Origin of the sequence: Parapontixanthobacter aurantiacus (assembly GCF_009827635.1) — a bacterium.
GTDB classification, from domain to species: domain Bacteria; phylum Pseudomonadota; class Alphaproteobacteria; order Sphingomonadales; family Sphingomonadaceae; genus Parapontixanthobacter; species Parapontixanthobacter aurantiacus.
Genome location: NZ_WTYW01000001.1, coordinates 1,119,731 through 1,144,423, shown reverse-complemented (window position 1 = coordinate 1,144,423; position 24,693 = coordinate 1,119,731). Strand labels below are relative to the sequence as shown.

Genomic DNA, 24,693 nt, shown 5'->3' with positions numbered 1-24,693 from the left:
GGCGCGATGCTCGGCCCTTTCGCTTTTCTGCGCGGGGAAACGCTTTTGCAAGGTCGCCGAAGATAGTAGCCTTCTTCCGGCGTGGCGTCGTGCCGCGCATGAGGGGGACATCATGACATCGAAATTCTTTGCCTGCGCCTGCGCGCTCTTGTGTTCTGCGACACCGCTATATGCGCAATCGGCGCCTGACATCGTCACGGCAAAGGACCCCCAAACGATCGGCTCGGCCATGCGCTATGCGGGCTATCCCGTCGAAATCGAGAAGGACGAGTTCGAGGATCCCATCATTTACACGCAGATGGGTGGATGGAACGGCAGCATCCTTTTCTACGGCTGCGACGCGGAAACGAAGGACCAATGCGATTCGGTGCAGTTGCGTGCGTGGTTCGACCGCGAAACTCCGATGCCGGCGGAGAAGATCAACGAAGTGACGAAGACCACGCGTTTCCTTTCCATGGCGATCGACGACGAAGGCGATCCCTATGTATCGTGGGACATCATTATGGATGACGGTATTCCCGCGAGCGTATTCCTGAAATCGCTCGACAAGTTCGGCTGGGCGTTGAACGATGCCTCGGACATCATTTTCGCCGACGATTGAGGGGTTGGCGCGATAAGGAGGGAGTGAGACAATGACCGGCAATAGGACGCTTCTACAGAGAACGTCGGTGGTTCTGGCGCTGGCCGCGCTGAGCGGTGCCTGCGCGTCTCTTCCCGAAAGTTCGACCCGCTCGGACGCTGAAGGCGGCAGCCTCTTCGTCGCCAACAAGTTCGGCAACACGCTTTCGAAGCTCGATCTCGACACGGGCGGGGAAGCCATCCGCGTCGATAGTTGCACGAACCCGCATGAACTTGCTGCCTCGCCCGACGGAGAGCATGTGGCGCTCGCCTGTTATGGCGGGCAAAGCGTGGCGATCTTCCGCGCCGTTGACCTAAAGCGCGTAGGCGAAGTCGATCTCGGCGAGAATGCGCGACCGCACGGCATAGTGTGGCATGCAAATGGCGATCTTTATGCAACGGCCGAGGGACGCAAGTCGATTTTCTGGATCAGGAACCCGCTGGGCGAGGCCGAAACATTCGAATTTGCGACGGGACAGGAAGGCACGCACATGCTGGCCGTATCGCCGGATGCGCGCCATGCCTGGACGACGGATTTGGGGTCGAAGACAGTGACCGCAGTCGACTTGCTGACCCGCCGCGCGCCGCGCTCCGTCGAAGTCGGCATCGAACCCGAGGGCATCGCGCTTTCGCCCGATGGCAAGACCTTGTGGGTCAGCGCCCGCGGTTCGAACAAGGCCTTTGCGCTCGATCCCCAAACGCTCGCAATTCGCCGTGAAGTCGCCACGGGCGCCTTCCCCCTCCGGATCGCAGTTAGGCCTCAAGGCGATGTCGCAGTCACATCGAACCTTGCCGATACCAGCCTGTCAGTGATCAACACCGAAAGCGGCGCAGTTTTGCGCACTATCGCGCTCGACGAGCCGGGCAACGCCGAAACCCGCCAGCAGGTGACCATCCTCTGGTCGCCCGATGGATCGCGCATCTACGTCGCGGAAACCGGCAGCGATACGGTGGCCGAAGTCGATTACGAGAGCGGCCGGGTCCTGCGCCGCCTGACCGTCGGTGATGGCGGAGACGGAATGGCGATCATCGACTAGTCGACGGAGAACTTGGCGGCATGGCGGGCGACCTCGTCGCCGTACCGGTCGGCCACGGTAAGAAACTTGCGGTGCTCGTCGTCATAGGCGCTGACGTCGCCTGTCGCGATGTCATAGACCCAGCCATGGATCGAGAGGTCGCCCTGGGCGAGGCGTGTCGCGACGGTGGGATGCGTTCGGAGGTGGCGCATCTGCAGAAGGACGTTCTGTTCGAGAAGCATCTTCATGCGCTCGTCGTCGCTCAGCCCGTCGCCCGTCGCCTCGACGATGTCGACCGCTGCCTTTGCAAAGCCGAGCCAGCGGCGCACGTGGGGCAGCCCCTCGACGCTCGGCAAGTCCATGGCTCCGGCCATCGCGCCGCATTGCGTATGCCCGCAAATGACGACGTGAGGCACTTTCAGCACAGCCATCGCGAACTCGATGGATGCGGTCATTCCGCCCGTCTGATCGGTGTGCGGGGGAACGATGTTACCGGCGTTGCGGCAGATGAAGAGCTCGCCCGGTTCTGTCTGCGTAATCATCGCAGTCTCGACCCGGCTGTCGGAGCAGGCGATGAACAGGGCTTCGGGCGACTGACCCTTGGCCAGTCGTTCGAACAGGTCGCGCTTCTCCGGATAGACGTGCTGCTGGAAATGAACGACGCCGGCTGCGAATTTGGGCATGATGCGGTCCTGTTGCTGTTCTGGTTCGATCAGTTTTTAACGGAAGGGTGGTTCGTTGAAGGCGCGCAGCTTGCGGCTATGCAGGCGCGGACCCTCGGCGCGCAGGATGCGACAGGCGGTCGTGCCGATCTCGAGGTGGGCGGCGATCGCCTGTTCGTAGAACTTGTTGGCCTGACCGGGCAGCTTGATCTCTCCGTGGAGCGGCTTGTCACTGACGCAGAGCAGCGTTCCGTAGGGTACCCGGAAGCGATAGCCCTGGGCCGCGATGGTCGCGCTTTCCATGTCGATCCCGACGGCACGCGACAGCGACAGGCGGCGCGCGGAATTCGTAAAACGCAGCTCCCAGTTGCGGTCGTCGGTCGTGACGACGGTCCCGGTGCGCATTCGGCGCTTGAGGTCCGCTCCGTGCTCGCCCGAGACTTCCTCGGCGGAAGCGGCGAGCGCCTGCTGCACTTCGGCAATGGCGGGGATCGGTATCTCCGGCGGCAGGACCGAATCGAGCACGTGATCGTCGCGCAGATAGGCGTGGGCGAGGACGTAGTCCCCGATCTTCTGGCTCGGCCGCAATCCGCCGCAATGGCCGATCATCAACCAGGCTTCCGGTCGCAGCACGGCCAGGTGATCGCACACCGTCTTCGCGTTGGAGGGACCCACGCCGATATTGACCAGCGTGATGCCGTCCCGGCCTTCCCGCGTCAGGTGATAGGCGGGCATCTGGTGGCGCCGCCACGCCGTGTCTGACAGCTGCAGCCGGGCATCGTCGGTTTTTTCGTCGAGATACATGCCGCCCGCACCGGCCAGCGCCTCGTAACCATTGCGGCCAAGCTGGCGACCGGCCCAGTCAACGAATTCATCGACATAGCGGTGATAGTTCGTAAACAGGATGAAACGCTGAAAGTGCCGGGGATCGGTGCCCGTGTAATGCGCCAGCCGTGCGAGGCTGAAATCGGTACGCAAACCGTCGAACAGCGACAGGGGTATGGTATCGCCGCCATCACCGAGTTCGATGCCGTCCGCCAGTTCGTCGCCGATGTCGGCAAGTTCCGTCGCCGGAAAGTGCTGGGCGATGACCTGCGGGCTGATCCCGGCAAGTTCGGCCCCCGCATCCCCGTCGAGGACATAGGGGAAGGGGATTTCCTGGTTCGAAAGGCGGGCTTCGAGTTCGATCTCGTAATCGCTGCCGATGAGTTCCAATTGCTCGCGCAGGTAATCGGCGAACATCGCCGGGCGGGTGACCGTCGTCGAATAGGTACCCGGAACATTGAGTCGTCCGAAGGCACGGCTGCGGTCGGCCGGCTGGTCGCCGCCCATGAAGCGCATCACCAGTTCGGGATAGGCATAGCTGCCGTCGCGTCGCCGCTCGGATGCGGGCAGGGTGCCGTCACGTCCGAAGGCTATGACGTCGGAGCGAAGTCGCTGGATGGAGCCCTGATAGAGCCGCTCTAGCTCGGCGAGGATGGAATCGACGGTTTGCATCGTGCCCTTCAGTCTTGCGCGTTCGCGGCGAAAAGGAAAGACGTTGCCAGAACGGTTCAGCGTCTTCTATACAGGAAGGGCGCGAAGCCGTCGCCGACCCGCGCCCTTGCCGTGTTCGTTATAGGGAGGAAAATCAGCTTTCGCTGTCTTCTTCCCGTGCGGCGCCTTCTTCGAGCATGTCGGCGGGAATTTCACCCGGCTCGAGGTTGGGATCGACCGCTTCGGTGAAGCCTTCGCCTTCCTGCGCCTTCTGTTCTTCTTCGAACATCTGCGCCATCACGTCGACGCCCTGGCTCTGCAGTTCAGCTTCGTCATCGCTGCGGGCGACGTTCGCCTTGATCGTGACGGAGACCTCGGGGTGCAGGTCGATGCGGACATCGTGCATACCGATCGATTTGATCGGGTTGCCCATGATGACCTGCTTCTTGTCGATCTCGTGACCCTTGTCGGCGAGACCGGCAACGATGTCGCGGACATTGACCGAGCCGTACAGCTGGCCGGTGTTCGACGAAGCGCGGATGAGAACGATCTCGGTTCCATCGACCTTTTCGCCTTGCTTTTCGGCTTCGGTCCGGCGTTCGGCGTTTTCCTTTTCGAGCCGCTCGCGATTGGCTTCGAAAACCTTGCGGTTGGAATCGTTCGCGCGCAGCGCCTTCTTCTGCGGAAGAAGGTAGTTGCGGGCATAGCCGTCCTTGACCGACACGACGTCGCCGATCGTGCCGAGCTTCTCGATCCGCTGGAGGAGAATAATATCCATGAAACTTTCTCCCTTACTTCACGATATATGGAAGCAGGCCGATATGGCGCGCACGCTTGATCGCCTGGGCGAGCTCGCGCTGCTTCTTGGCCGAAACGGCGGTGATACGGCTGGGAACGATCTTGCCGCGCTCGGACATGAAGCCCTGCAGCAGACGAACGTCCTTGTAATCGATGGTCGGCGCATTCTTGCCCGAGAACGGGCAGGTCTTGCGGCGGCGGAAAAACGGGCGGGCCATCAGTCGCGGTCCTCTCTGTCGGAGCGACGCTTGCGGTCGCGGTCGTTCTTGCGCATCATCACCGAGGGTCCGTCCTCGTGTTCTTCGACGCGGATCGTCATGTAACGCAGCACGTCTTCGTTGATGCGCGTTTGACGCTCGAGTTCCTCGACGACCGAGCCGGGCCCGTCGATGTTGAGCATCACGAAATGCGCCTTGCGGTTGCGGTCGATCTTGTAAGCGAGGCTCTTGAGGCCCCAGGTTTCCGTCTTGGTAACCTTGCCGTCATTCGCTTCGATGATTTCGGTGGCATTCGCGGCCAGCTGATCGACCTGAGCCTGGCTCAGATCCTGGCGCGCGAGAAAGATATGCTCGTAGAGAGCCATCGTCTCACATCCTTGGTACTGTAATGCCGATCGCTGGCTGATCCGCGGGATTGCGGGGCCCCTCCGGCTTTCTTCAATATTCCGCGACCGCCCGCCGGCCATATCTGGCACTCTTGGGAACTCGGGAATGCGCGCTCATAACCGGTCGGGCGTGAAAAGCAAGGGCTGTCCTTTCCTGACCGGACGGCTAAGGCTGAATGTTCATCTGATCTTCTTCCCAAGGATAGCAGCGAATATGCCCGGCGGACTGGTTGCCCTACTCGACGACGTATCGATCATCGCCCGCACGGCTTCGGCGTCGGTAGACGACATTGCGGCAGCTGCGGGACGTGCGGGTTCGAAGACCGCCGGCGTGGTGATCGACGATGCGGCGGTGACGCCCTCTTACGTCACCGGTCTCAGTCCGGCGCGCGAATTGCCGATCATCTGGTCGATTACCAAGGGAAGTCTGAAAAACAAGCTGCTGATATTGCTGCCAGGCGCCCTTATCCTGAGCGAGTTTCTGCCTGCCGCGATCATCTTCATTCTCATGCTGGGCGGCTGCTACCTTTCCTACGAAGGGGCGGAAAAGGTGCTCGAAAAGCTTGGCGGCGAAAAGCACGGCAAAACACTCGACGATGTGATCGAGGACCCGGCAAAGTTCGAGAAGGAACGGATATCGGGCGCGATCCGGACCGACCTGATCCTTTCGGCGGAGATCATGGCAATCACCCTCAATGAAGTGGCGGCGGAAGATCTACTAACGCGCGGCGGCGTGCTCGCGCTCGTCGGGCTCGCTGTCACGGTCGGCGTTTACGGCGTGGTCGCCCTGATCGTGAAGATGGACGATGTCGGCCTTCATCTTGCGCAGAAAAGCAGCACCGCCGCGCAGAAGTTCGGCCGCGGGCTGGTAAATTTCATGCCATGGCTCCTGAAGGCGCTTTCGCTCATCGGCACCATCGCGATGCTATGGGTCGGGGGAGGCATCCTGCTGCACGGGACGCACGAACTTGGCTGGCATACGCTCTACGATGCGACGCATGGGCTTGAGGAAGCGGTCGCATCCACGACGGGGGGTCTCGGCGGCGTTCTCGGTTGGCTCAGCTACGCGGCGGCGTCAGCTGTCATAGGGCTGATTGTCGGAGCGATCCTCGTCTTCATCCTGCACAAGGTCTTTCGTATAGGTCACGGCGAGGACGCAGCCGAAGCGCACTAGCCCGTTCGCCCGTCCTGCTCGCCATGCTTCAGGTCGACTCCGCAACGGCTGCACACCTTGTTGGGCCAGGGTAGCGGGATCCCCTTTCGCATGAAAAGATTGCTGCCGCAGCGCGGGCAATTGTACTTCCACATGCCGGTCGCCATGGCGAACAGGATGACGGTGCAGATGGCGAAGGGAATGGAGGAATGGCCAAAGGCCTGTTCGAAAATGACCACGAACACGGCACTGGCGCCCACGCCGAACAGCATCCGATAGAGATGCTGGCGAGCCTGCCGGAAGACCATCATGGCAGGCGTTTCACCAGGTCGGCAGCGAACGTGCTCAGGGTGTCGTCCCTTGCGCCCATGACGACGATGCGGTCCCCGGCTTTCGCGGTGTCCACGAGATAGTCGCCGCAAGCCTCGCGCTCGGGGATATGCCGGGCGTTGCCACCGGCTTGCTCGATCAATTCCGCGATGCGCTCGCTGCCCACGCTCCGGTCGGTTGTTCCACCGAAATAGACAGGATCGCAAAGGACGACCTCGTCCTCGTCGTCCAACTCGTCGGCGAAGGTTTCGGCAAGCTCGGCGCCCATCTGTTTCAGCGGACCGTATCCGTGCGGCTGGAAGAAGGCGAGCACACGCCCCTCATGCGCTTTCAGCGTTCGCAGGGTCGCGGCACATTTCTCCGGGTTGTGCCCGAAATCGTCGATCACGGTAATGCCGCTCTCGCTGGTTCCAACGATATCGAAACGGCGTGCGAGGCCTGCAAATCCGCTGAGCGCTTCGACAGCCAAGCCAGTCGGTATGCCCGCTGCAACCGCACCGGCTATGGCGGCGAGCGCATTGGACAGGTTGTGGCGTCCGGGCAGGGCGAGCGTCAGCGGATGGCGACTGTCGTCATGGCGGTCGAGAACAAGCGCTGCCTGCCGCACAGGTCCCTCTGCGATGCTGCCATCCACGATCCCGATCTGCGCTTTCTCCTGCTCGATGCCGAAAGTGATGACCTCGTTTGCGCGGGGCAGCAGCGCCAGGGCTTCGGCATCGTCGGCATTGACGACCGAAATGCGGCTGCGTTCGAGATAGTCGCCGAAGAGGCTGCGCAATTCTTCCATGCTCTTGTGATCGAGCGAGACATTGAGTAGAATGCCGACCGCGGGTTTGTAGAGCGCGATAGAACCGTCGCTCTCGTCGACTTCGCTGACATAGAGGCTCTCGCCGCCCACGACCGCGCTGGCAAAGGGGCGCTCGTCGTCGGTGAAGTTCTTCATCACCGCGCCGTTCATGATCGTCGGCTCGCGCCCGACGGCGTGCAGGATCCAGCCGAGCATGCCCGTGACGGTCGATTTGCCGCTCGTCCCGGCAACGGCGAGGCCTGCGCCGCTGGTATTGAAGAGGATCGAATTGAGCTCCGCCCGCGTCATGCGCAGGCATCCCAGTTCCTTCGCCCTGGCGACCTCGGGAACGCTGTCTTCGATGGCGGCGCTGGCAACGAGTATCTGGTTTTGGTCGGTAATGCCGCTGCCGTCCTGCGGATGAATGGCAAAGCCCTGACGTTCGAGCGCGGCGAACTTTTCCGGCGTGCGGCCCTGATCGAAACTGCGGTCGGATCCGGCTATCTCCGCGCCGCGCCCTTTCAGGATGTGGGCCAGGGGAAGCATCCCCGAACCACCTATGCCGCAAAAGAAGAACGGACGGGCGAGCAATTCGCGGGCAGTCGGGAACTCGGTCATTGCCTGTCAGGTATTGCGTTGTGCCTGCAAGCACAAGCGCGCTAAGGGGGTTTTATGACTGCGATAGGGATTTGCGCACCGGGCAAGCGACTGGATCGCCGCCATGCAGACCGGTTGCTTGAAGTGATGGAGCAAGACCCGGCGCTTGCGGGCATCTCAATCGAGTTCCACCCGCAATGTTTTGCCCGATCCGGCCATTTTGCGGGCGATGACGAGACGCGCCTCGCGGCGCTTCTGGAATGCGCCAACGACCCGACGAAGGATGCGGTCTGGTTCGCGCATGGCGGTTACGGCACGAACCGCATTGCTGCCAGCGCCATCGACCGGCTGGGACCGGCGGCAAGAGACAAGATTTTTCTCGGCTATTCGGATACCGGCTACTTCCTGTCCGCCCTCTACATGCACGGCATTGGCAAGCCGGTGCACGGCCCGATGGTCGCTGATATTCGCCACGATTACGGGGAGAGCGCGGTCAAGCGGTCGCTGCATTATCTCGCCGGAGAACGGGACGGACTGGAGGGCGATCTCGACGACAAGCCGACGGTCGCGCTCAATCTGATGACGCTCGCCATGCTTTGCGGCACCGAGCTCATGCCCGATCTGTCGGGTCACGTCGTGCTGGTCGAGGAGGTCTCCGAGCATCTCTACGCGATCGACCGCCTGTTCTTTCACGTGACGCAGCATCTCGGCGGCATCGCTGGCTTGCGGTTGGGCCGGATAAGCGACGTCCCGGAGAACGACCGTCCGTTCGGCGCGAGCGCGGAGGACATCGCCCAATACTGGTGCGGCAAAGCTGGCATTCCCTATCTGGGCCGCGCCGATATCGGCCATGACAGCGCCAATAAGATAGTGCCCTTCGGCCTTGCGGAGCGCGCTTCGAGGCAATAGGCGCACAGCTCTCGTTTCAGCACAAGGATATGGAGAGCAAAGCGATGCGGGCATTCATCTTTCCGGGGCAGGGAAGCCAGAAGGTCGGCATGGGCTCCGACCTCGCTGCTGCGTCGCCTGCCGCGCGGGCAGTATTCGAGGAGGTCGACGATGCGCTGTCGCAGAAGCTTTCTGCGATCATGCGCGACGGGCCGGAAGACCAGCTGACGCTGACGGAGAATGCGCAACCCGCGATCATGGCGAATGCCATCGCGACGCTGCGTGTCCTGACCGAGGAATTTGGCGTATTGCTGACGGAGAAGGGCGATTGCGTCGCCGGCCACTCTCTTGGGGAATATACCGCCCTTTGCGCAGTCGACGCTTTTTCGCTCGCCGATACTGCGCGGCTCCTGAAGCTGCGCGGACAGGCGATGCAGCAGGCGGTTCCTGTCGGTCTCGGCGCGATGGCCGCGTTGCTCGGTACCGATTTCGAAAAGGCGAAGGAACTCGCCGCTGCCGCCGCGCAGAACGAGGTTTGCGAGGTTGCGAACGATAACGATCCGACCCAGGTAGTGATCTCGGGTCATGCCCACGCGATCGACCGGGCCATCGCACAGGCCCGCGACCACGGCATCAAGCGAGGCATTCGACTGCCCGTTTCGGCCCCGTTCCATTGCTCGCTGATGCAGCCGGCTGCCGACCGCATGGCCGAGGCGCTGGCGGAGACGCCGCCGGGCGACCCCGCGCTGCCGCTCTATGCCAATGTCACGGCGGCCAAGGTGACGAGCGGCGACGAAGAGCGCGAATTGCTCGTCGAACAGGTGACGGGAAGGGTGCGCTGGCGCGAAAGCGTGCTCGCGATGGCGGATAGCGGCGTCGCCGAGTTCGTCGAACTCGGCGGCAAGGTCGTCGGGCCGATGGTTGGCCGGATCGTGAAGGATGCCAAAGTGACGAGCGCGGTCACGATGGACGACCTCGAAGCGCTCGCGAAGGAGATCGGATGATGTTTTCGCTTAAAGGCAAGACCGCACTCGTAACGGGAGCCAGCGGCGGCATCGGTTCGGCCATCGCCTATGCGCTGGCACGGCAGGGTGCGCGGCTGGCGCTGTCCGGTTCGAATGGCGAGAAGCTGCGAATCTTCAGGCAGCAATTGATTGAGGAGATTGGAGGTGATCACATCGAGATTACCTGCAACCTGTCCGATCCGGCGGAGGTCGAGGAACTTGTGCCGTCGACGCTGGAGAGTTTCGAGAAGCTCGACATCCTCGTCAACAATGCGGGCATCACGCGCGACAATCTCGCGATGCGGATGAAGGACGAGGAATATGCAGACGTCATGCGCGTCAATCTGGAAGCTGCCTTCCGCCTGATGCGCGCATGCACAAGGCCGATGATGAAGGCGAAAGGCGGACGTATCGTCAATATCACGAGCGTAGTCGGCGCGACCGGCAATCCGGGACAGATGAATTATGCCGGTGCGAAGGCGGGCCTCGTGGGGATGAGCAAGAGCCTCGCCCAGGAACTGGCGAGCCGCGGCATTACGGTGAACTGCGTTGCGCCGGGCTTCATTCGCACGGCGATGACCGACGAATTGCCCGATGCGCAGAAGGACGCCCTGAGCAGCCGCATTCCGATGGGCCGGATGGGCGAGGGCGAGGATATCGGCGCGGCGGTCGCCTATCTCGCCAGCGACGAGGCAAGCTACGTCACCGGACAGGTGCTGCATGTGAATGGCGGCATGGCCATGTTCGGCTGAACTGTCGACGGGCGCGCGGTCCTACCGTCGCGTTCGCGAGCCCTGTTTGAGAGGGCGCTGCGAGCCTTCGTGCCAGATGGGTGAATTATCCCCAAAGAATCGCCGGAGACGCGCTGCGATGCTTGCCCCGCAAGCCGCCAACGTTAAGGGTATCGGCAGAAATTCATGCGCCGCGAAGCGATTCTGTACCGATAACGCTTCGGCTCGGGCTGCGTCAGAGGGGTTGGAAGACGAGACGATGAAGGCAACAATCGAACGCGCAACGATCCTGCGCTGCCTTTCCCATGTGCAATCGGTCGTCGAGCGACGTAACACGATACCGATCCTGTCCAACGTCCTGATCGAGGCTTCCGAAAGCGGAACGCTCAAGGTCATGGCCACCGACCTCGATTTGCAGGTCGTCGAGAATATGTCCGCCGCTTCGGTCGAGGTGCCCGGCGCCGTCACCGTTTCCGCGCATCTGCTGTTCGACATTGCGCGCAAGTTGCCTGACGGAAGCCAGGTCAGTCTGGAAGCAGCAGAAGGCCGCATGGCGATCAAGGCAGGTCGCAGCCGCTTTTCGCTTCCCACCCTCCCGCGCGACGACTTCCCGGTCATCGCCGAAGGCGACCTGCCGACGAGCTTCGAGTTGCCCGCCAAGACGCTGGCCGAAATCATCGACCGGACGCGCTTCGCGATCTCGACCGAGGAAACGCGCTATTATCTGAACGGTATCTTCCTGCACGTCACCGACGACGATCAGCCTGTTCTGAAGGCTGCGGCAACCGACGGGCATCGTCTCGCCCGGTTCACGCTCGATCGCCCGGAGGGCGCCGCCGGGATGCCTGACGTCATCGTGCCGCGCAAGGCGGTGGCGGAGTTGCGCAAGCTGATCGAGGAATCGCTGGACGGAAACGTCCAGATCGACCTGTCTGCAAGCAAGATACGGTTCACCCTCGGCGGGGAGGGCGGTGTCGTGCTGACCTCCAAGCTCATCGACGGAACTTTCCCCGATTACAGCCGCGTCATCCCGACCGGCAACGACAAGCTCTTGAAGCTCGATCCGCGCAGCTTCTACGAAGCGGTCGACCGCGTAGCGACCATCGCGACGGAAAAGACGCGTGCAGTAAAGATGGGCCTCGACCGAGACCGCGTGACCCTGTCGGTGACTTCTCCCGACAATGGTACGGCTGCGGAGGAGCTGGCGGCAGAATATGGTGCCGAAAATCTCGAGATCGGCTTCAACGCCAATTATCTCAAGGACATTCTGAGCCAGATGGACAGCGATGCGGTCGAGTTGCATCTTGCCGACGCAGGCGCGCCGACCCTCATCCGCAAAAACGATAAGGCACCGGCGCTCTACGTCCTGATGCCGATGCGGGTCTGACCCGCCTTGGTCACGCGGACGGGCGAATAGCCTGCATCATCGCTTCGACATCGACGAACTTCTCGCGCGGCGAGCCGTCGCGAGCGGCTGCGGCTTCGGCTTCCTCGATCCTTTTCCATTCCTGAAACGTGACGATTTTGAGGCCGCGTTTCGCCGCCATGCGATCGAACCCTGCCCGACCTTCTTTCTTCTTTCGGTCTGCCGAATCGAAGTCGGACGCGATCTTCTCGATCAGAGCATAACCGTCCGGCCTGTTCGTGCCGATGGTTCCTGTGGGACCGCGCCGCGCCCATCCCACGCAGTACAGTCCCGGCAGGATGCGTCCGTCCTCGTTGGCGAAACGTCCGGCGCGCTCGTCGAACGGCACCCCTTCGATCGGTGACGTGCGATAGCCGATACAGGTCACGACGAGATCGGCTGGCAGGCGAAATGTCTCGCCGGTACCGACCGCCCTGCCTTCGACGAGTCCGGTGCGCTCCAGTTCGACTTCGGCGACCGTGTCATCGCCGAGAAATGCCGTCGGACTGGCGAACATGGCAAAGTCGATGACGATCGGCTTCGTGCCGCGCTCGCTGTCCGGAATGGCGGCGAACTGGCGCAAGTGAGCCACCGACTTGCGCAAGCCCGGTTCGAGAATCGCATCTTCTTCTTCAGGCGGTAAATCCGCCTGAGCGACATGAGGAGTAGCGCGTTCCAGTTCGCCGAGCTCGCCCAGTTCCTTAGGTGTCATCTGGATCTGGTAAGGGCCGCGGCGCCCGACGATGGTGATCCGCTCGATTTCAGATTGGCGCAAGGCGTCGAAAGCATGAGCGACGATATCGCTGCCAGTGAACTCTGCCTCGCTCTTGGCGAGAATGCGCGCGACATCGAGCGCGACATTGCCCATACCGATGACGACCGCATGGCGTCCTGCCAGGTTCGGTGCGAGATCGGCGAATTGCGGATGTCCATTATACCAGCCCACGAAAGCGGCGCTGCCGATGACGTTGCGAAGATCATTGCCCGGGATGTCGAGCGTCCGGTCCTGCGGCGCGCCCGTTGCGAGGACCACGGCGTCGTAAAGCTTTTGCAATTCCTCGATCGAGACGTCCTTGCCGATGCGGACATTGCCGACGAAGCGGACATTGTCGCTGAACGCAGTCTTTTCGTAACGGCGCGAGACGCCCTTGATCGACTGATGGTCCGGGGCGACGCCCGAGCGAATAAGGCCGTAGGGGACGGGCAGCGCATCGAACACATCGACCCGCACGTCCTCTCCCCATTCCTTGGCTGCCGCTTCCGCCGTGTAATATCCGGCCGGGCCGCTTCCGATAATGGCGATGTGAAGCAAGCGCAGCCTCCCGTTGATCGATCATGTTTTGCGTAACGCTTTGATGGCTTTTACGCTGCGCCTTTCCGATGGTCATGGCAAGGGGCAGGGGTACCCGCGTCAATCCTTGAAGGGCACGCAAATCAACGCGTCGACTGACCGATAGTGGGCTTGCGAAAGGCCTGCGTTAAACCTTCGGCTTAGGAAAATCCTAACCATTCGCATTTACGCAAAGCACCAGCAGTTCACGCAAGAAAGGTTCCCGGCAGCCATGGGCGAAATGCCCTTTTCCGCTCTGTTCAAGAAAAGCCGCAACCCCGCCGAACTTCGCGGCGGGGGTGGTCGCGGTATCGAACCGCAGGAAAAGCTGTCGATCGTCGAGGACCTCGAAGACACCGGTCTCGCCGCTTTCTGGGCGACCGGTCCGGATGGCTCGCTCACCTATCTCAGCCCCTCCATCACCGACGGGCTGGGCAAGGGGCTCGACACGCTGAAGGGCCAGCAGCTGCAGAACGTCTTCAAGCCGATTTCGAGCGACAACGACGCGCGTTCTCTCGGATTGAAACTCGGGACCCGCAAGGCCTTCGCCAATTTCACCGTTTCGGCCTGCGATCGCAATCGCGACATCGTGCTGCGCTTGTCCGGGCGTCCTTCGTTCGACAGCGCGGGAGAGTTCCAGGGGTTCAGGGGCAGCGGGATCGACATCACGGAAGAATTCCGAAGCGAGGAAGAAGCGAACCGCCTCGCAAAATACGACGCGCTCACCGGCCTCTCCAACCGGCACCGGATGGGTCAGTGCATCGATTCGACGCTCAACACCTTCCGTCAGGCCAAGCGCACCTGTGCCATCCTGATGATGGATCTCGATCGCTTCAAGGCGGTGAACGACACGCTCGGCCATGCTGCAGGCGACCAGTTGCTGGTGCAGGTTGCTCAGCGTCTGACCAGTGTGCTCGGTGAAATTGGCGAGATTGGACGGCTCGGTGGCGACGAGTTTCAGGTGATGCTGCCGGACATCGACGATCGGGGAAAGCTCGGCGAGATCGCGAAGAAGATCATCACCATGCTCTCGCAACCCTATTCCGTCGAGGAAGGCCGCTGCTCGATCGGCGCATCGGTCGGCATTGCGATCGCACCTTATGACGGGATCGAGCGGGACGAACTCACCCGCGCCGCCGACCTGGCACTCTATTCCGCCAAGAACGGCGGGCGCGGGCAGTTCCGCTTCTATTCGGCGGAGCTGGAACACGGTGCCAATCTCAGAAAGCGGATGGAAGACGATTTGTCCGACGCGATCGACGCCGGACAGTTCAAGCTCGAATATCAGCCGATCGTCGCGCTGAAGGGGAACAAGGTCGTCGGGCTTCAGGCGACCTATGTCTGGGACGACGAGGAACGTGGCCGGGTGCCTGCCTCGACCTTCCTGCCCGTGGCCGAGGGCAGCCGCCTCATCGTGCCCATCGGCGAATGGGCATTGAAGAAAGCCTGCGAGGATGCCTGCGAATGGCCGGCCAGCCTGCGGCTCGTGATGAACGTCTCGCCAGTGCAATTCGGCGAGAAAGGCTTCGTCGAAATGGTCACTCGGACGCTCGAGGAAACCGGGCTTGATCCGGCCCGGCTCGAGATCGAGATGAACGAAGCGGTCTTTCTGACCGATCAGGCAGCGACGGAAAAGGCGATCTCCGACCTCTTCAAGCTCGGCGTGCGTCTCTCGCTCGACCAGTTCGGGACGGGCTACACGTCGCTGAGCTATTTACGCCGCGCCCCGTTCAGCAGCATCAAGATCGGCGAAAGCTTCTTCGAAAGTACGATGGTCGACGAGTTGGGCGATCTCGACATGGTCGAGGCGATCGTCGAACTGACCAAGGTCCTCGGCATGGAAACCGTCGCCGCCGGCGTCGATTCGCTCGATCTGCTGAAAGCGCTCGCGAAGCGGGGCATTGGCAACGTCCTGGGCTTCGTGTTCTCCGAACCGCTTTCGAGCGAGAAGATCGCCGAGGAAATTGCGGCGGGCGAGTGGGTTCTCGATCCCTCGCATGACGGCTCGCAGCGGGCCGGGCGGCGGACGGTATTCCGCAGGATCGGCATCATTCACGAAGACCATTACTACGAGGTCACGCTGCGCAACCTGTCGCGCACCGGAGCAATGATCGAGGGGCTTGAGGACGTACCGGTCGGCACCATGTTCGTGCTCGATTTCGGTGGCGGACAGCTTGCTGTGGCGTCGGTCAAGCGGACCGACGACGATGTGCAGGGCCTCGAATTTGAATCCGCGCTTGTCGATGACGGGGCGGGCGGGCTTTGCACACGGCATCGCGTGAGCCCTTACGAGCTGGCGGCCGCTGGCGCTCCGCTCTCTGCCTTGCCGGCGGGCAAGTATTCGGGTCTCGGCGACGCGGGTGGACAGGCGGCAGGGTTCCCGCAGTTCAAGTTGTCGGGACGCGCTCCGACGCAGGGGCAGGGGCCGCAGCCCGTTTAGAACCCTCGCGAGGCGTCGCGTTCTTCTCTTCGCAAGCGCAAAAGGCGGCTGACAGGCAAGCGACGCGCGGCTAAAGGCGCGAGCATGACCGACCTCTCGCTGATCCGAAACTTCTCCATCATCGCGCATATCGACCACGGCAAGTCGACGCTGGCCGACCGTCTTATCCAGGTGACGGGCGGCCTGACCGATCGCGAGATGCAGGAGCAGGTGCTCGACAACATGGATATCGAGCGCGAGCGCGGCATCACCATCAAGGCGCAGACCGTTCGGCTGAAATACGAGGCGAAGGACGGCAAGACCTATCAGCTCAACCTGATGGATACGCCGGGCCACGTCGATTTCGCCTACGAGGTCAGTCGCAGCCTTGCCGCCTGCGAAGGGGCGCTGCTGGTCGTCGATGCAGCGCAAGGCGTCGAGGCGCAGACGCTCGCCAACGTCTATCAGTCGATCGAGCACGATCATGAGATTGTGCCGGTCATCAACAAGATCGACCTTCCTGCCGCCGAACCCGACAAGGTTCGCGAAGAGATCGAGGAAGTCATCGGGCTCGACGCTTCGGAAGCAGTCTTGACATCGGCCAAGTCCGGCATCGGTATCGAAGACGTGCTGGAAGCTGTCGTGAAGCGCATTCCGCCGCCCGCCGGCGAGCGCGATGCACCGCTCAAAGCGAGCCTCGTCGATAGCTGGTACGACCCGTATCTCGGCGTCGTGATCCTCGTTCGCGTGCTCTCGGGCGTCCTCAAGAAGGGGCAAAGCATCAAGTTCATGCAGGGCGGGACGGAGCACCTCGTCGACCGGGTGGGCTGTATGCGTCCGAAGATCGAACAGCTCCCCGAACTCGGCCCCGGAGAGATCGGCTTCATCACAGCGCAGATCAAGGAAGTCGAACAGGCCCGCGTCGGCGACACCATCACGACAGTGAAGAACGGCGCCGAAAAGGCGCTCCCCGGCTATCGCGAGCCGCAACCCGTGGTGTTCTGCGGTCTCTTCCCGGTTGACGCCGCCGATTTCGAAAAGCTGCGCGAAAGCATTGGCAAGCTGCGGCTAAACGATGCGTCCTTCAGCTTCGAGATGGAGTCCTCTGCCGCCCTGGGTTTCGGCTTTCGGGCAGGCTTTCTCGGCCTGTTGCACCTTGAGATCATTCAGGAGCGGCTGACCCGCGAATACGATCTCGACCTCATTACGACGGCGCCGTCGGTCGTCTATCGCATTCAGCTCGCCAAGTCGAAGACGGACGATGCGCGCACGATCGAATTGCACAACCCCGCCGACTATCCCGACCCGACCCGCATCGACATGATCGAGGAGCCGTGGATCAAGGCGACGATCTACACGCCCGACGAATATCTCGGCCCGATCCTAAAGCTATGTCAGGACCGGCGCGGCGTGCAGGTAAACCTGACCTATGTCGGCGGTCGCGCGCAGGTAACCTACGAACTGCCCCTCAACGAGGTGGTGTTCGATTTCTACGACCGGCTGAAAAGCATCAGCCGCGGATATGCCAGCTTCGATTACGAGCAGATCGGGCTGCGCGAGGGCGATCTCGTGAAGATGAACATCCTCGTCAATAACGAGCCGGTCGATGCACTTAGCATGATCGTGCATCGCGGCGTTGCCGAAGCGCGCGGTCGGCATATGTGCGAGCGCCTGAAGGACCTGATCCCGCGACACCTGTTCAAGATCCCGATCCAGGCGGCGATCGGCGGCAAGGTCATTGCGCGCGAGACGATCAGCGCAATGCGCAAGGACGTGACCGCGAAATGCTATGGCGGCGACATCACCCGCAAGAAGAAGCTTCTGGAAAAGCAGAAGAAGGGCAAGGCAAAGATGCGCGAATACGGCAACGTGTCGATCCCGCAGGAAGCATTCATTGCCGCGCTCAGGATGGGCGAGGAGTAGGGCGGCGTACGGCGACCTCTGGGTGGCGGCTACAGGCGGGCAATGACCGAGGCGAGCGAGGATACGACCCGAAACCAGGCTCGACGTGGGGTCGCAGCTCGGTTGCGCGATGCATTGCGCTATCGCGGCTTTCGTCAGAACTGGAATGTAGGGGTCATGGCTCGGCCTGTGGCGGATGTGGCCGGGCTGAACGGCGCGGCGGCACAGCGCGAAGCGCTGGCGGCGGTTTGGTGGATGGAGGAAGAGCGCGGGCTCTTTCGCGCCGATCCATTCCCGCTGCCAGCATTCGACGGCGGGCTCGACATATATTTCGAACAGCTTCGCTGGGACGAAATGCGCGGGACGATCGAACGGGTATGTTTTCGCGATGGCAGCTTCGGCCCGGTCGCACCCTATCTGTCGGAGGCGCACCATCTTTCCTATCCCTACACGCTTCAGGGGGAAGGAAAGGCTTTGGTCCTGCCGGAACAAGCGGAGGCCAGATTGGTCGCGGCGCTCGATCCGCAGGATGCCGGAATTAGAAAGACGGTTATCTCAGGCGAGCCGTTGCTCGACAGTTCCATCCTGCGATATGGCGGGCGATATTGGCTGTTCGCGACGCGGCTCGATGAAGGCGAGAACGAAACCCTTCACCTTTTTCACGCCGAAGGGCTGGACGGACCGTGGACGCCGCATCCCGGCAATCCGGTAAAGCGCGATGCGCGCGCGGCGCGACCGGCGGGTCATTTCTTTCGGCACGGGAACGACTGGTTCCGGCCCGCGCAGAACTGCTCGCGATATTATGGCGAGAGCATCGTCATCAACCGTATTGCGCAGTTGGATGGGGAAGGCTTTTCCGAAGAAGCCGTTTCGGAAATTCGGTCGCCGCCAGGTTGGCGCTATGCGGATGGATTGCACACGATCTCGCATTGCGGCGATACGACGGTCATCGACGCGGCGCGGCTGGAGAGCAAATTCGCAGCGTTTCTCGACCCGCTGGCGCGTTTCGTGCGTCCGCCCGATCAGGCGAAGCTGTAGCCGTCGCTGCAGAAATGCGTGAGATGCCAGTGGGAAAGGGAGCTCGCATGGGAAAGTTCTGCACCCTCGACCTGCTTGAAGACGAATGTCATTCCCGGACCGCGCTTGATGAAGCCAGCCCGTTCGAGCGCGTCGATCAGAGCCGGGTCGCTGACCACGATGTCGGCGACGTCCGCACGGCGCTCATAGAGTAAATCTGCCAGCGCAGCGACGAGAGCTTCGCGCGCTTCGGATCTGTCGGCCACGACGTAATGCATCATCGTCAGGCGGCGAACGGGGACGGGGCCGTCCTCCGCGTCCGGCTCACGTTCGCGCAGAACGAACACGCCCAACAGCCGGTTCTCGGCGTTGCGAACCGCATGCATCGTGTCGACCGACTGCAGGCGCGAGGTCGCCCAGTCTGCCTCTTTGTCCCAGTGCCAGCGGGTTTGGTCCCGCTCGATGTCCGATGCGAGCGCGCGAAACTCTTCCGCATCGACTTCGCGGCAGTTCGCCTGAGACGCAGCCCGACCGCCCTTCAGACCAGTGCGTAGCGCGAGCGCGACATTGGCGAGGAACGCGGAAGCGCCGGTAACGAAGGGAAGCGAGACTTTGCGATGGAGGAAGGGTCCGACATTGCGGATCAGCGCATATTTCGGAGTGAACCCCAGCACCTCGTAATCGAGCTTTTCGTAGATGCGCATCATGGCGGGTGCAGAGAAGGCGGCTCCGCTAAGCTGCTCGCGTCGCCCAAATTCTTCGACCTGGACGGCTACGAGTTTGGTGCCGATGCCCCGACCGTGATGCGCAGGATTGACGATCGTATCGAAGCACCAAGCGAAATCGCGCACCTCATCGCCGCGGCGGACCACGTCCGGCATGGCCCGGCGAGCACCGAGGATCTCGCCGTCTTCCACAAAATAGAACAGGTAGGGGAAGTCATCGTCGTACGGGACCGGATTGGCGGGAAAGGCCGGATCGCACAGATCCGGGCGCTTCTCGAACAGTTCGGGATGCAGTTCGGAAAGGTTTTCGCGTTCGCCGTAACGAACCAGTCGGCAATCCATCTGTCATTCCCCTTTTCGGGCTATTTGTGCTTCACTTCGAAGCCCGCCGCACCGACGAGTTTGCCGGCCGCTTCGCATAGCTGTGCCGCGCAATAGAGAATTTGCGGCGATTGTCCTTTTGCAAGGCGGCTAGCCGGCCGCATGATCGCCCGCGCTGCCACACCTGCACTGTGCACCGCCATCCGCCCGCGGCTCGATCCGCCTTTGAGCATGGTCAGGACCGATGAATTGCCGATCCAGTAATGCCGCCGCATCTGATAGCCGAGGGTAAGCCGATCCGCCTCCTCGTTCTCGTAGACCTTCGCGTCCTTGGCGAAGACGATGCGATACCCTTCTCTTGCGACCTGCCGGTAGAACACCATGTCCTCGCCGCCGATCCGCCCGAACTTGGGATCGAAACGCAGGTCACTTCGCTCGCGCAGCAACTGTCCGGAGATCATGCTGTTGTTGGTGAAGGCCAACGCCATCTCATGACCAGTTTCGGCCTGAAATGCGGTGACACTGAGGAATGGCTGGGTTTTAAGCCAGTTCGGTGCGTGATCGGGGGCGCGCCTGTAAAGCGGGCCCGTCACGACATCGGCGTCGTATTCGCGTTGCACGCGGAGCAATTCCCTAAGCCACGCCTCGCCGGGTTCGCAGTCGTCGTCGGTCATAGCGATCCATGCCGCGCCGCCCTCTGCTGCAGTCTCCAGCACGAGGTTTCGTGCGATGGAGATATTGCGCTTTCCCGAATGGCGATATTCGATGCCTCTTTCGAACTTGTCGGCAAAGTTCGCCACGACGCCTTCGGCTTGCTGGTCCGCGCTGTCGTCGACGACGACTACTCCAAGGCGATAGATGTCGGCGTCCGCCTTCGCCAGCTTCTGCAACGTTTCGAGCAGCAGACGAAGCGGCTCGTTGCGCTTGAATGTGCAGATCGCGACCGTAAGCGCCACCCGATCCTCGGCGTCGCGATTGCGGGTCGTGCCGGATGCGGGCGCGGGCGGTGTCATGCTGTGGGATTGGCTCTGCGAAATTACGTTCAATTCTTGCGAAGCCTTAGATCACAAAGCTTAACAGTGCGACAACCAATTGGCCTTGCATTTGACCACCCCGCGGCACCGCCTCTGACGTCACATTTCGGGCATTTCGACGTTGTCGCCCAAGCGCGCAAGAACGTCGGACGCATCAAACGTGGGCCCGCTCGCATTGGTGTTCATGCCATTATACATCCGGATGGTTGCGGAGGCACGGTACTGATCGCTCGTCTGGATACGCTGCGCGGGATAAGTGCTGCCCAGAAACGGATCGTATGCCGTGCCGAACCCGGTGCCGTAATACCACGTCGGACCCCAGCCCGGATAGGCGCCGGCGAAAGTCGTTGTGGGAACGGTGTCGACATCCAGTTCTCGCTGGGTATTGTCGTTCAGCAGCGTGAAATTCGAATAGCCGTTGCGCCGCGTCAGTTCGGCTGCCCGGTACAGGAGATAGTTTTCCACGGTTTCGCGCGAAGTGAAATCATTGCCTTCGAACATCACGCGATAGCGGTCCGAAGCTAGCTGTTCGCTCGAATAACCATATTCGTTTCCGGTACTTTGCGCGGATTGATAGGGCGTCGAACTGGCGCAACCTCCGAGGGCGAGTGTCGCCGCGCCGAGCAGCGCTGCGAATTGCAGGTTAGAAACTCTTAACATAGGTAAGTCCTTGTTTTTCCCTCGCATGTGATCAAGGCGGCAGCCCTTCCATTTGTTCCGAGATGGGGAAGTGATGGGCACCGCAAGGCGAATATCGGATAAGTCCGGACGGGTCTGCCGCAGCGCCCCGTCTTTCACTTGGCGTTCAGTATCGTGATGGCTATAGCGCGCTTCCATGATCGCTCATTCGCTTCCCTCTGCTTCGCCGCGCAAGGCGCGCTTCGCTTTCCTCGCAGCCGGTGCGGCGCTTGCTCTGTCGGCCTGCGCCACGACGTCGGACGGTCCGAACGACACCGCATATGTCGCGCGTGATGTCGAAACGCTTTACACGGAAGCCAAGAGCCGCCTCGATCGCGGTAATCCGACTGTCGCCGCCGCCCTGTTCGACGAGGTCGAACGGCAGCATCCCTATTCGCCTTGGGCGCGCCGGGCACAGTTGATGAGCGCCTTCAGCTATTACGTCGCGCGCGATTACAACAAGGCGATTGCCAGCGCGCAGCGGTTCCTCTCGATCCATCCGGGTAACAAGGACGCACCATACGCCTATTACCTGATCGCACTGAGCTATTACGAACAGATCAGCGACGTGCAGCGGGATCAGAAGATAACCGAGCAGGCGCAGGCTGCCTTGCGCGAAGTCGTGCGCCGTTTCCCCAACACGTCCTATGCCGCCGATGCGAGCCTCAAGATCGATCTGGTCGAGGATCACCTGGCGGGGAAGGAGATGGAGATCGGACGATTCTATCAGCGGTCGGGTCGCTGGCTTGCAGCGCAAATCCGCTTCCAGAACGTGATCGACGAATTCCAGACGACGAGCCACACGCCGGAGGCGCTTTATCGCTTGACCGAGAGCAGTCTCGCTTTGGGCGTTCCGGTCGAGGCGAAGAAATATGCGGCCGTTCTGGGAGCGAACTATCCCGGCAGCGACTGGTATGAAAAGGCTTACGAGCTGATCGAGGATCACGCCGCGAACGTAGTCGTCAGCTGATAAGAAACAGGCGATCTTTCTGTCCCTGTCTTTACGGGTCAGCGCATACTTAACATTCCTTAACCATCCCGCTGTATGGCGGCGGGATGAGAGAACGGGGCGTCTTCCTGCTGCGCATGGTCGTGTGCGCGTTGATCGCGCTGGTCGTCATGATCGCCCCGGCATCCGCACAGCCTTCCGAAAGGCTGGTCGGTGGTGCGGTCAGGGAGGGCGAGATACGGCTCGCCGGCCTGTTGGACGGGCGCCGGGACAAACTCAAATTCGACGAGGGGATCGCCGTCAGCATCAACGATGTGGCGGCGGTGCTCGACAGTGCTGGCAGATACTCCGTCGATCTGCCTCCTTCACCGTACTATACGGTAACAATCGAAGGCGATGCGATCTTCGACATGGTGCAGACCTTCGGTCACGCCGAACTGATCGATCCCCACTGCAAATGCCTGTCCGTCCCGGCGATCGAACTCGTGGCGCGCAAGAAGGATCGTATCGAGCTGTTTTTCGGCGGAGACAGCATGGCGGGACGCCGTTACTTCGCATCGCGCAGCGATGGGCTGCAGGTGCTGAACCGGGAAACGCTAGCCCAGGATCTCGATGGCCTGCTCGCCGCGATCAAGCCGTATTGGTCGGAGAGTGACATCACCTCCATCAATCTGGAATCGGTCGTCGCCGCGTCCGAGCCCGGCCCGCCCGCGCCAAAGAAGTACCTGTTCTTTACCCCGCCCGAAGCCGTACACGCTTTCGCTCGCGCAGGGATCGATCACGTCTCACTGGGCAACAACCACACGGCGGATTACCGCGCGGCAGGTCTGGCCACGACCATCGAAGCGCTCGACAGTGCGGGCGTCGCCTTTTCAGGGGCGGGGATGGACATCGAACAGGCCGAGGCGGCAAGCATCCTTCCGGCAGGCGGGCGCACCGTCGCGATCTATGGCTTCGTCGGCTGGCGTGGTACGTGGGAACCCAACCAGACTGCCACCGAGAGCAAGGCCGGCGCGGCCTGGGGGCAGTCGAGCGTCGTCGAACGCGTGACCCGCCGCGAGCGTAAGGCCGGCCATATCCCGATCATGCAGTTTCACGGTAATCTCGAATATAGCGACCGTCCATCGGCAATGTCGCTGCCCCGCTATCGTCTGGCGATCGAGAAAGGCGCGCCGCTCGTCATCGGCCATCATCCGCATGTGACGCATGGCCTGGAGCTTTATCGCGGCGGCCTGATCGCTCATTCGCTCGGCAATTTCATGTTCGATCAGGACCACCCGCACACCCACAACAGTTTTGCGCTGAAGGTCTGGCTGGAGAAGGGCAAGTTTCTGCGGGCCGAGGCCGTTCCAATCAACATTCTCGACTATCGCCCGGTTCCTGCGACGGGAGGGATGCGGCAGGCTAGCCTGAAGCGCCTTTACTGGCTGTCGGCGGAAATGGGGACGCGCTTGATGCAATCCGGCGGTCATGCGGTGGTTTGGCGCTCGACCCGGGGAGAAGCAAAAGTGCCATGCATCGACGACCCATCGACCGGGCTGCGTTTGCAAGCGGCCTGCATCGGACCGGCGCACCGCAATGGTCGCAATATCGTTCCGCGCGGCGATTTCGAAAATACCAATTTCGGCGAAGCGCGCGACCGATACTGGCGCAGCTACAATGCGGGGCTGGACTTTCGCCGATCTTCCGCTGGCGAAGGCGTGCTCGCCGTCCTGCCGGAGGATGCCGCAAAGCCTTTCTATCTCTTTTCGCAATCCTATGTGCGCGACATCTACGCGACCGAGTTCACTCTGAAGGCGCGCGTGCGTATCCCGCACGATGCCTCGGTCGAATTGTTTGTAAAAGATCGACCGCTGGAGGGCCAAGCCGCTTCGCGCTCTCACGAAGGCGAAAAGGTTGCCGGAACGAGCGTTTCCGGGAGCGAGGACTGGCAGGAAATTTCGCTCGATTTTACCCGCCCCGTCGATCCTCTCTCGCACGAGAACATCAACGTTGCAGGAGCAGCGCGCGCATTTCGCCCGATCCTGCGAATAACCTATGACGATCGCACAAACGCCTCCACCAGCATGCTGATCGATGACTTTGCGCTTATCGAATGGCCTGAGGACGCAGCGCAAACCGATCCGGCGAAAGCATGGTTGTGGACCCACCGGCGCACAGGGACGCGTGTTGCTGCAAGCCCTCCGCGCATTGCCGTCGAACCGTTGGAACAACCGATGCGATGAAACCCGTGACGCAAACGATCGCTT

At 61.7% G+C, this 24,693-nt stretch carries 23 protein-coding genes; 12 read left to right on the top strand and 11 right to left on the bottom strand.

Translation table 11 applies throughout. From position 1 onward, the window contains the following. Nucleotides 1-112 precede the first annotated feature (112 nt). On the top strand, nucleotides 113-601 hold the full coding sequence (locus tag GRI38_RS05530) for a YbjN domain-containing protein (RefSeq protein ID WP_160681891.1): 489 nt from the start codon (nucleotides 113-115) through the stop codon (nucleotides 599-601). A 31-nt stretch (nucleotides 602-632) separates the two neighbouring features. Next, the gene (locus GRI38_RS05525; protein ID WP_160681890.1) at nucleotides 633-1,655 is read left to right on the top strand and encodes a YncE family protein; all 1,023 of its coding nucleotides are present in this window, start codon (nucleotides 633-635) and stop codon (nucleotides 1,653-1,655) included. Here GRI38_RS05525 and GRI38_RS05520 read toward each other — a convergent pair. The 5 genes from GRI38_RS05520 to rpsF all read right to left on the bottom strand — a co-directional run bounded on the left by GRI38_RS05520 (nucleotide 1,652) and on the right by rpsF (nucleotide 5,153). Then, nucleotides 1,652-2,317 (bottom strand): carbonic anhydrase, encoded by a 666-nt coding sequence (locus GRI38_RS05520; RefSeq protein WP_160681889.1) that lies wholly within the window; start codon nucleotides 2,315-2,317, stop codon nucleotides 1,652-1,654. The two genes, GRI38_RS05525 and GRI38_RS05520, sit on opposite strands and share 4 nt — an antisense overlap. Nucleotides 2,318-2,353: 36 nt before the next feature. Then, nucleotides 2,354-3,793: an AMP nucleosidase gene (locus GRI38_RS05515; RefSeq protein WP_160681888.1), complete on the bottom strand. Its 1,440-nt coding sequence runs from the start codon at nucleotides 3,791-3,793 to the stop codon at nucleotides 2,354-2,356. A 133-nt stretch (nucleotides 3,794-3,926) separates the two neighbouring features. Next, nucleotides 3,927-4,550 (bottom strand): 50S ribosomal protein L9, encoded by a 624-nt coding sequence (gene rplI / locus GRI38_RS05510; protein ID WP_160681887.1) that lies wholly within the window; start codon nucleotides 4,548-4,550, stop codon nucleotides 3,927-3,929. Nucleotides 4,551-4,563: 13 nt separating this feature from the next. Then, nucleotides 4,564-4,788, bottom strand: a complete 225-nt coding sequence (gene rpsR, locus GRI38_RS05505; RefSeq protein WP_160681886.1) for a 30S ribosomal protein S18 — start codon at nucleotides 4,786-4,788, stop codon at nucleotides 4,564-4,566. Continuing rightward, a complete protein-coding gene (gene rpsF, locus GRI38_RS05500; RefSeq protein WP_160681885.1) occupies nucleotides 4,788-5,153 on the bottom strand; it encodes a 30S ribosomal protein S6 in 366 nt (121 codons plus the stop codon). Before rpsF ends, rpsR begins: the two co-directional genes overlap by 1 nt. A gap of 235 nt (nucleotides 5,154-5,388) precedes the next feature. Here rpsF and GRI38_RS05495 point away from each other — a divergent pair, with 235 nt between their 5' ends. Then, the gene (locus tag GRI38_RS05495) at nucleotides 5,389-6,348 is read left to right on the top strand and encodes a DUF808 domain-containing protein (protein ID WP_160681884.1); all 960 of its coding nucleotides are present in this window, start codon (nucleotides 5,389-5,391) and stop codon (nucleotides 6,346-6,348) included. Here the strand turns inward: GRI38_RS05495 and GRI38_RS05490 are convergent. Both GRI38_RS05490 and GRI38_RS05485 read right to left on the bottom strand, forming a co-directional pair. Then, on the bottom strand, nucleotides 6,345-6,638 hold the full coding sequence (locus GRI38_RS05490; protein ID WP_160681883.1) for a hypothetical protein: 294 nt from the start codon (nucleotides 6,636-6,638) through the stop codon (nucleotides 6,345-6,347). The two genes, GRI38_RS05495 and GRI38_RS05490, sit on opposite strands and share 4 nt — an antisense overlap. Continuing rightward, nucleotides 6,635-8,062 (bottom strand): glutamate ligase domain-containing protein, encoded by a 1,428-nt coding sequence (locus GRI38_RS05485; protein WP_160681882.1) that lies wholly within the window; start codon nucleotides 8,060-8,062, stop codon nucleotides 6,635-6,637. Before GRI38_RS05485 ends, GRI38_RS05490 begins: the two co-directional genes overlap by 4 nt. 54 nt (nucleotides 8,063-8,116) lie before the next feature. Here GRI38_RS05485 and GRI38_RS05480 point away from each other — a divergent pair, with 54 nt between their 5' ends. The 4 genes from GRI38_RS05480 (at nucleotide 8,117) to dnaN (ending at nucleotide 12,051) form a co-directional block, all read left to right on the top strand. After that, on the top strand, nucleotides 8,117-8,950 hold the full coding sequence (locus GRI38_RS05480) for an LD-carboxypeptidase (protein WP_160681881.1): 834 nt from the start codon (nucleotides 8,117-8,119) through the stop codon (nucleotides 8,948-8,950). A gap of 44 nt (nucleotides 8,951-8,994) precedes the next feature. Then, nucleotides 8,995-9,933, top strand: a complete 939-nt coding sequence (gene fabD / locus GRI38_RS05475) for an ACP S-malonyltransferase (protein ID WP_160681880.1) — start codon at nucleotides 8,995-8,997, stop codon at nucleotides 9,931-9,933. Further along, complete coding sequence (gene fabG, locus GRI38_RS05470) at nucleotides 9,933-10,685, top strand: 3-oxoacyl-[acyl-carrier-protein] reductase (protein WP_160682475.1); 753 nt, start codon at nucleotides 9,933-9,935, stop codon at nucleotides 10,683-10,685. The genes fabD and fabG overlap by 1 nt, the downstream gene beginning before the upstream one ends. 238 nt (nucleotides 10,686-10,923) lie before the next feature. Beyond that, nucleotides 10,924-12,051, top strand: coding sequence for a DNA polymerase III subunit beta (gene dnaN / locus GRI38_RS05465; RefSeq protein ID WP_160681879.1), 1,128 nt, complete (start codon nucleotides 10,924-10,926; stop codon nucleotides 12,049-12,051). A gap of 10 nt (nucleotides 12,052-12,061) precedes the next feature. On the opposite strand, the gene GRI38_RS05460 is transcribed toward dnaN, so the two are convergent. After that, nucleotides 12,062-13,381: an FAD-dependent oxidoreductase gene (locus tag GRI38_RS05460; protein WP_160681878.1), complete on the bottom strand. Its 1,320-nt coding sequence runs from the start codon at nucleotides 13,379-13,381 to the stop codon at nucleotides 12,062-12,064. Nucleotides 13,382-13,631: 250 nt separating this feature from the next. Between GRI38_RS05460 and GRI38_RS05455 the strand changes: the two genes are divergently transcribed. The 3 genes from GRI38_RS05455 (at nucleotide 13,632) to GRI38_RS05445 (ending at nucleotide 18,758) form a co-directional block, all read left to right on the top strand. Then, nucleotides 13,632-15,839, top strand: coding sequence for a sensor domain-containing protein (locus GRI38_RS05455; protein ID WP_160681877.1), 2,208 nt, complete (start codon nucleotides 13,632-13,634; stop codon nucleotides 15,837-15,839). 84 nt (nucleotides 15,840-15,923) lie between these two features. Continuing rightward, nucleotides 15,924-17,741: a translation elongation factor 4 gene (lepA, locus tag GRI38_RS05450; protein WP_160681876.1), complete on the top strand. Its 1,818-nt coding sequence runs from the start codon at nucleotides 15,924-15,926 to the stop codon at nucleotides 17,739-17,741. Nucleotides 17,742-17,783: 42 nt separating this feature from the next. Continuing rightward, nucleotides 17,784-18,758, top strand: coding sequence for a glucosamine inositolphosphorylceramide transferase family protein (locus GRI38_RS05445; RefSeq protein ID WP_160681875.1), 975 nt, complete (start codon nucleotides 17,784-17,786; stop codon nucleotides 18,756-18,758). Here the strand turns inward: GRI38_RS05445 and GRI38_RS05440 are convergent. The 3 genes from GRI38_RS05440 to GRI38_RS05430 all read right to left on the bottom strand — a co-directional run bounded on the left by GRI38_RS05440 (nucleotide 18,743) and on the right by GRI38_RS05430 (nucleotide 21,477). Then, a complete protein-coding gene (locus tag GRI38_RS05440; RefSeq protein WP_160681874.1) occupies nucleotides 18,743-19,804 on the bottom strand; it encodes a GNAT family N-acetyltransferase in 1,062 nt (353 codons plus the stop codon). The genes GRI38_RS05445 and GRI38_RS05440 overlap by 16 nt on opposite strands. A gap of 20 nt (nucleotides 19,805-19,824) precedes the next feature. Beyond that, nucleotides 19,825-20,796 (bottom strand): glycosyltransferase family 2 protein, encoded by a 972-nt coding sequence (locus GRI38_RS05435; protein ID WP_160681873.1) that lies wholly within the window; start codon nucleotides 20,794-20,796, stop codon nucleotides 19,825-19,827. A gap of 120 nt (nucleotides 20,797-20,916) precedes the next feature. After that, the gene (locus tag GRI38_RS05430) at nucleotides 20,917-21,477 is read right to left on the bottom strand and encodes a CC0125/CC1285 family lipoprotein (protein WP_160681872.1); all 561 of its coding nucleotides are present in this window, start codon (nucleotides 21,475-21,477) and stop codon (nucleotides 20,917-20,919) included. Between the two features lie 175 nt (nucleotides 21,478-21,652). On the opposite strand from GRI38_RS05430, the gene GRI38_RS05425 reads away from it, so the two are divergent. Further along, nucleotides 21,653-22,465: an outer membrane protein assembly factor BamD gene (locus tag GRI38_RS05425; RefSeq protein WP_160681871.1), complete on the top strand. Its 813-nt coding sequence runs from the start codon at nucleotides 21,653-21,655 to the stop codon at nucleotides 22,463-22,465. An 86-nt stretch (nucleotides 22,466-22,551) separates the two neighbouring features. After that, nucleotides 22,552-24,669: a CapA family protein gene (locus tag GRI38_RS05420; protein ID WP_160681870.1), complete on the top strand. Its 2,118-nt coding sequence runs from the start codon at nucleotides 22,552-22,554 to the stop codon at nucleotides 24,667-24,669. Nucleotides 24,670-24,693: the final 24 nt, after the last annotated feature.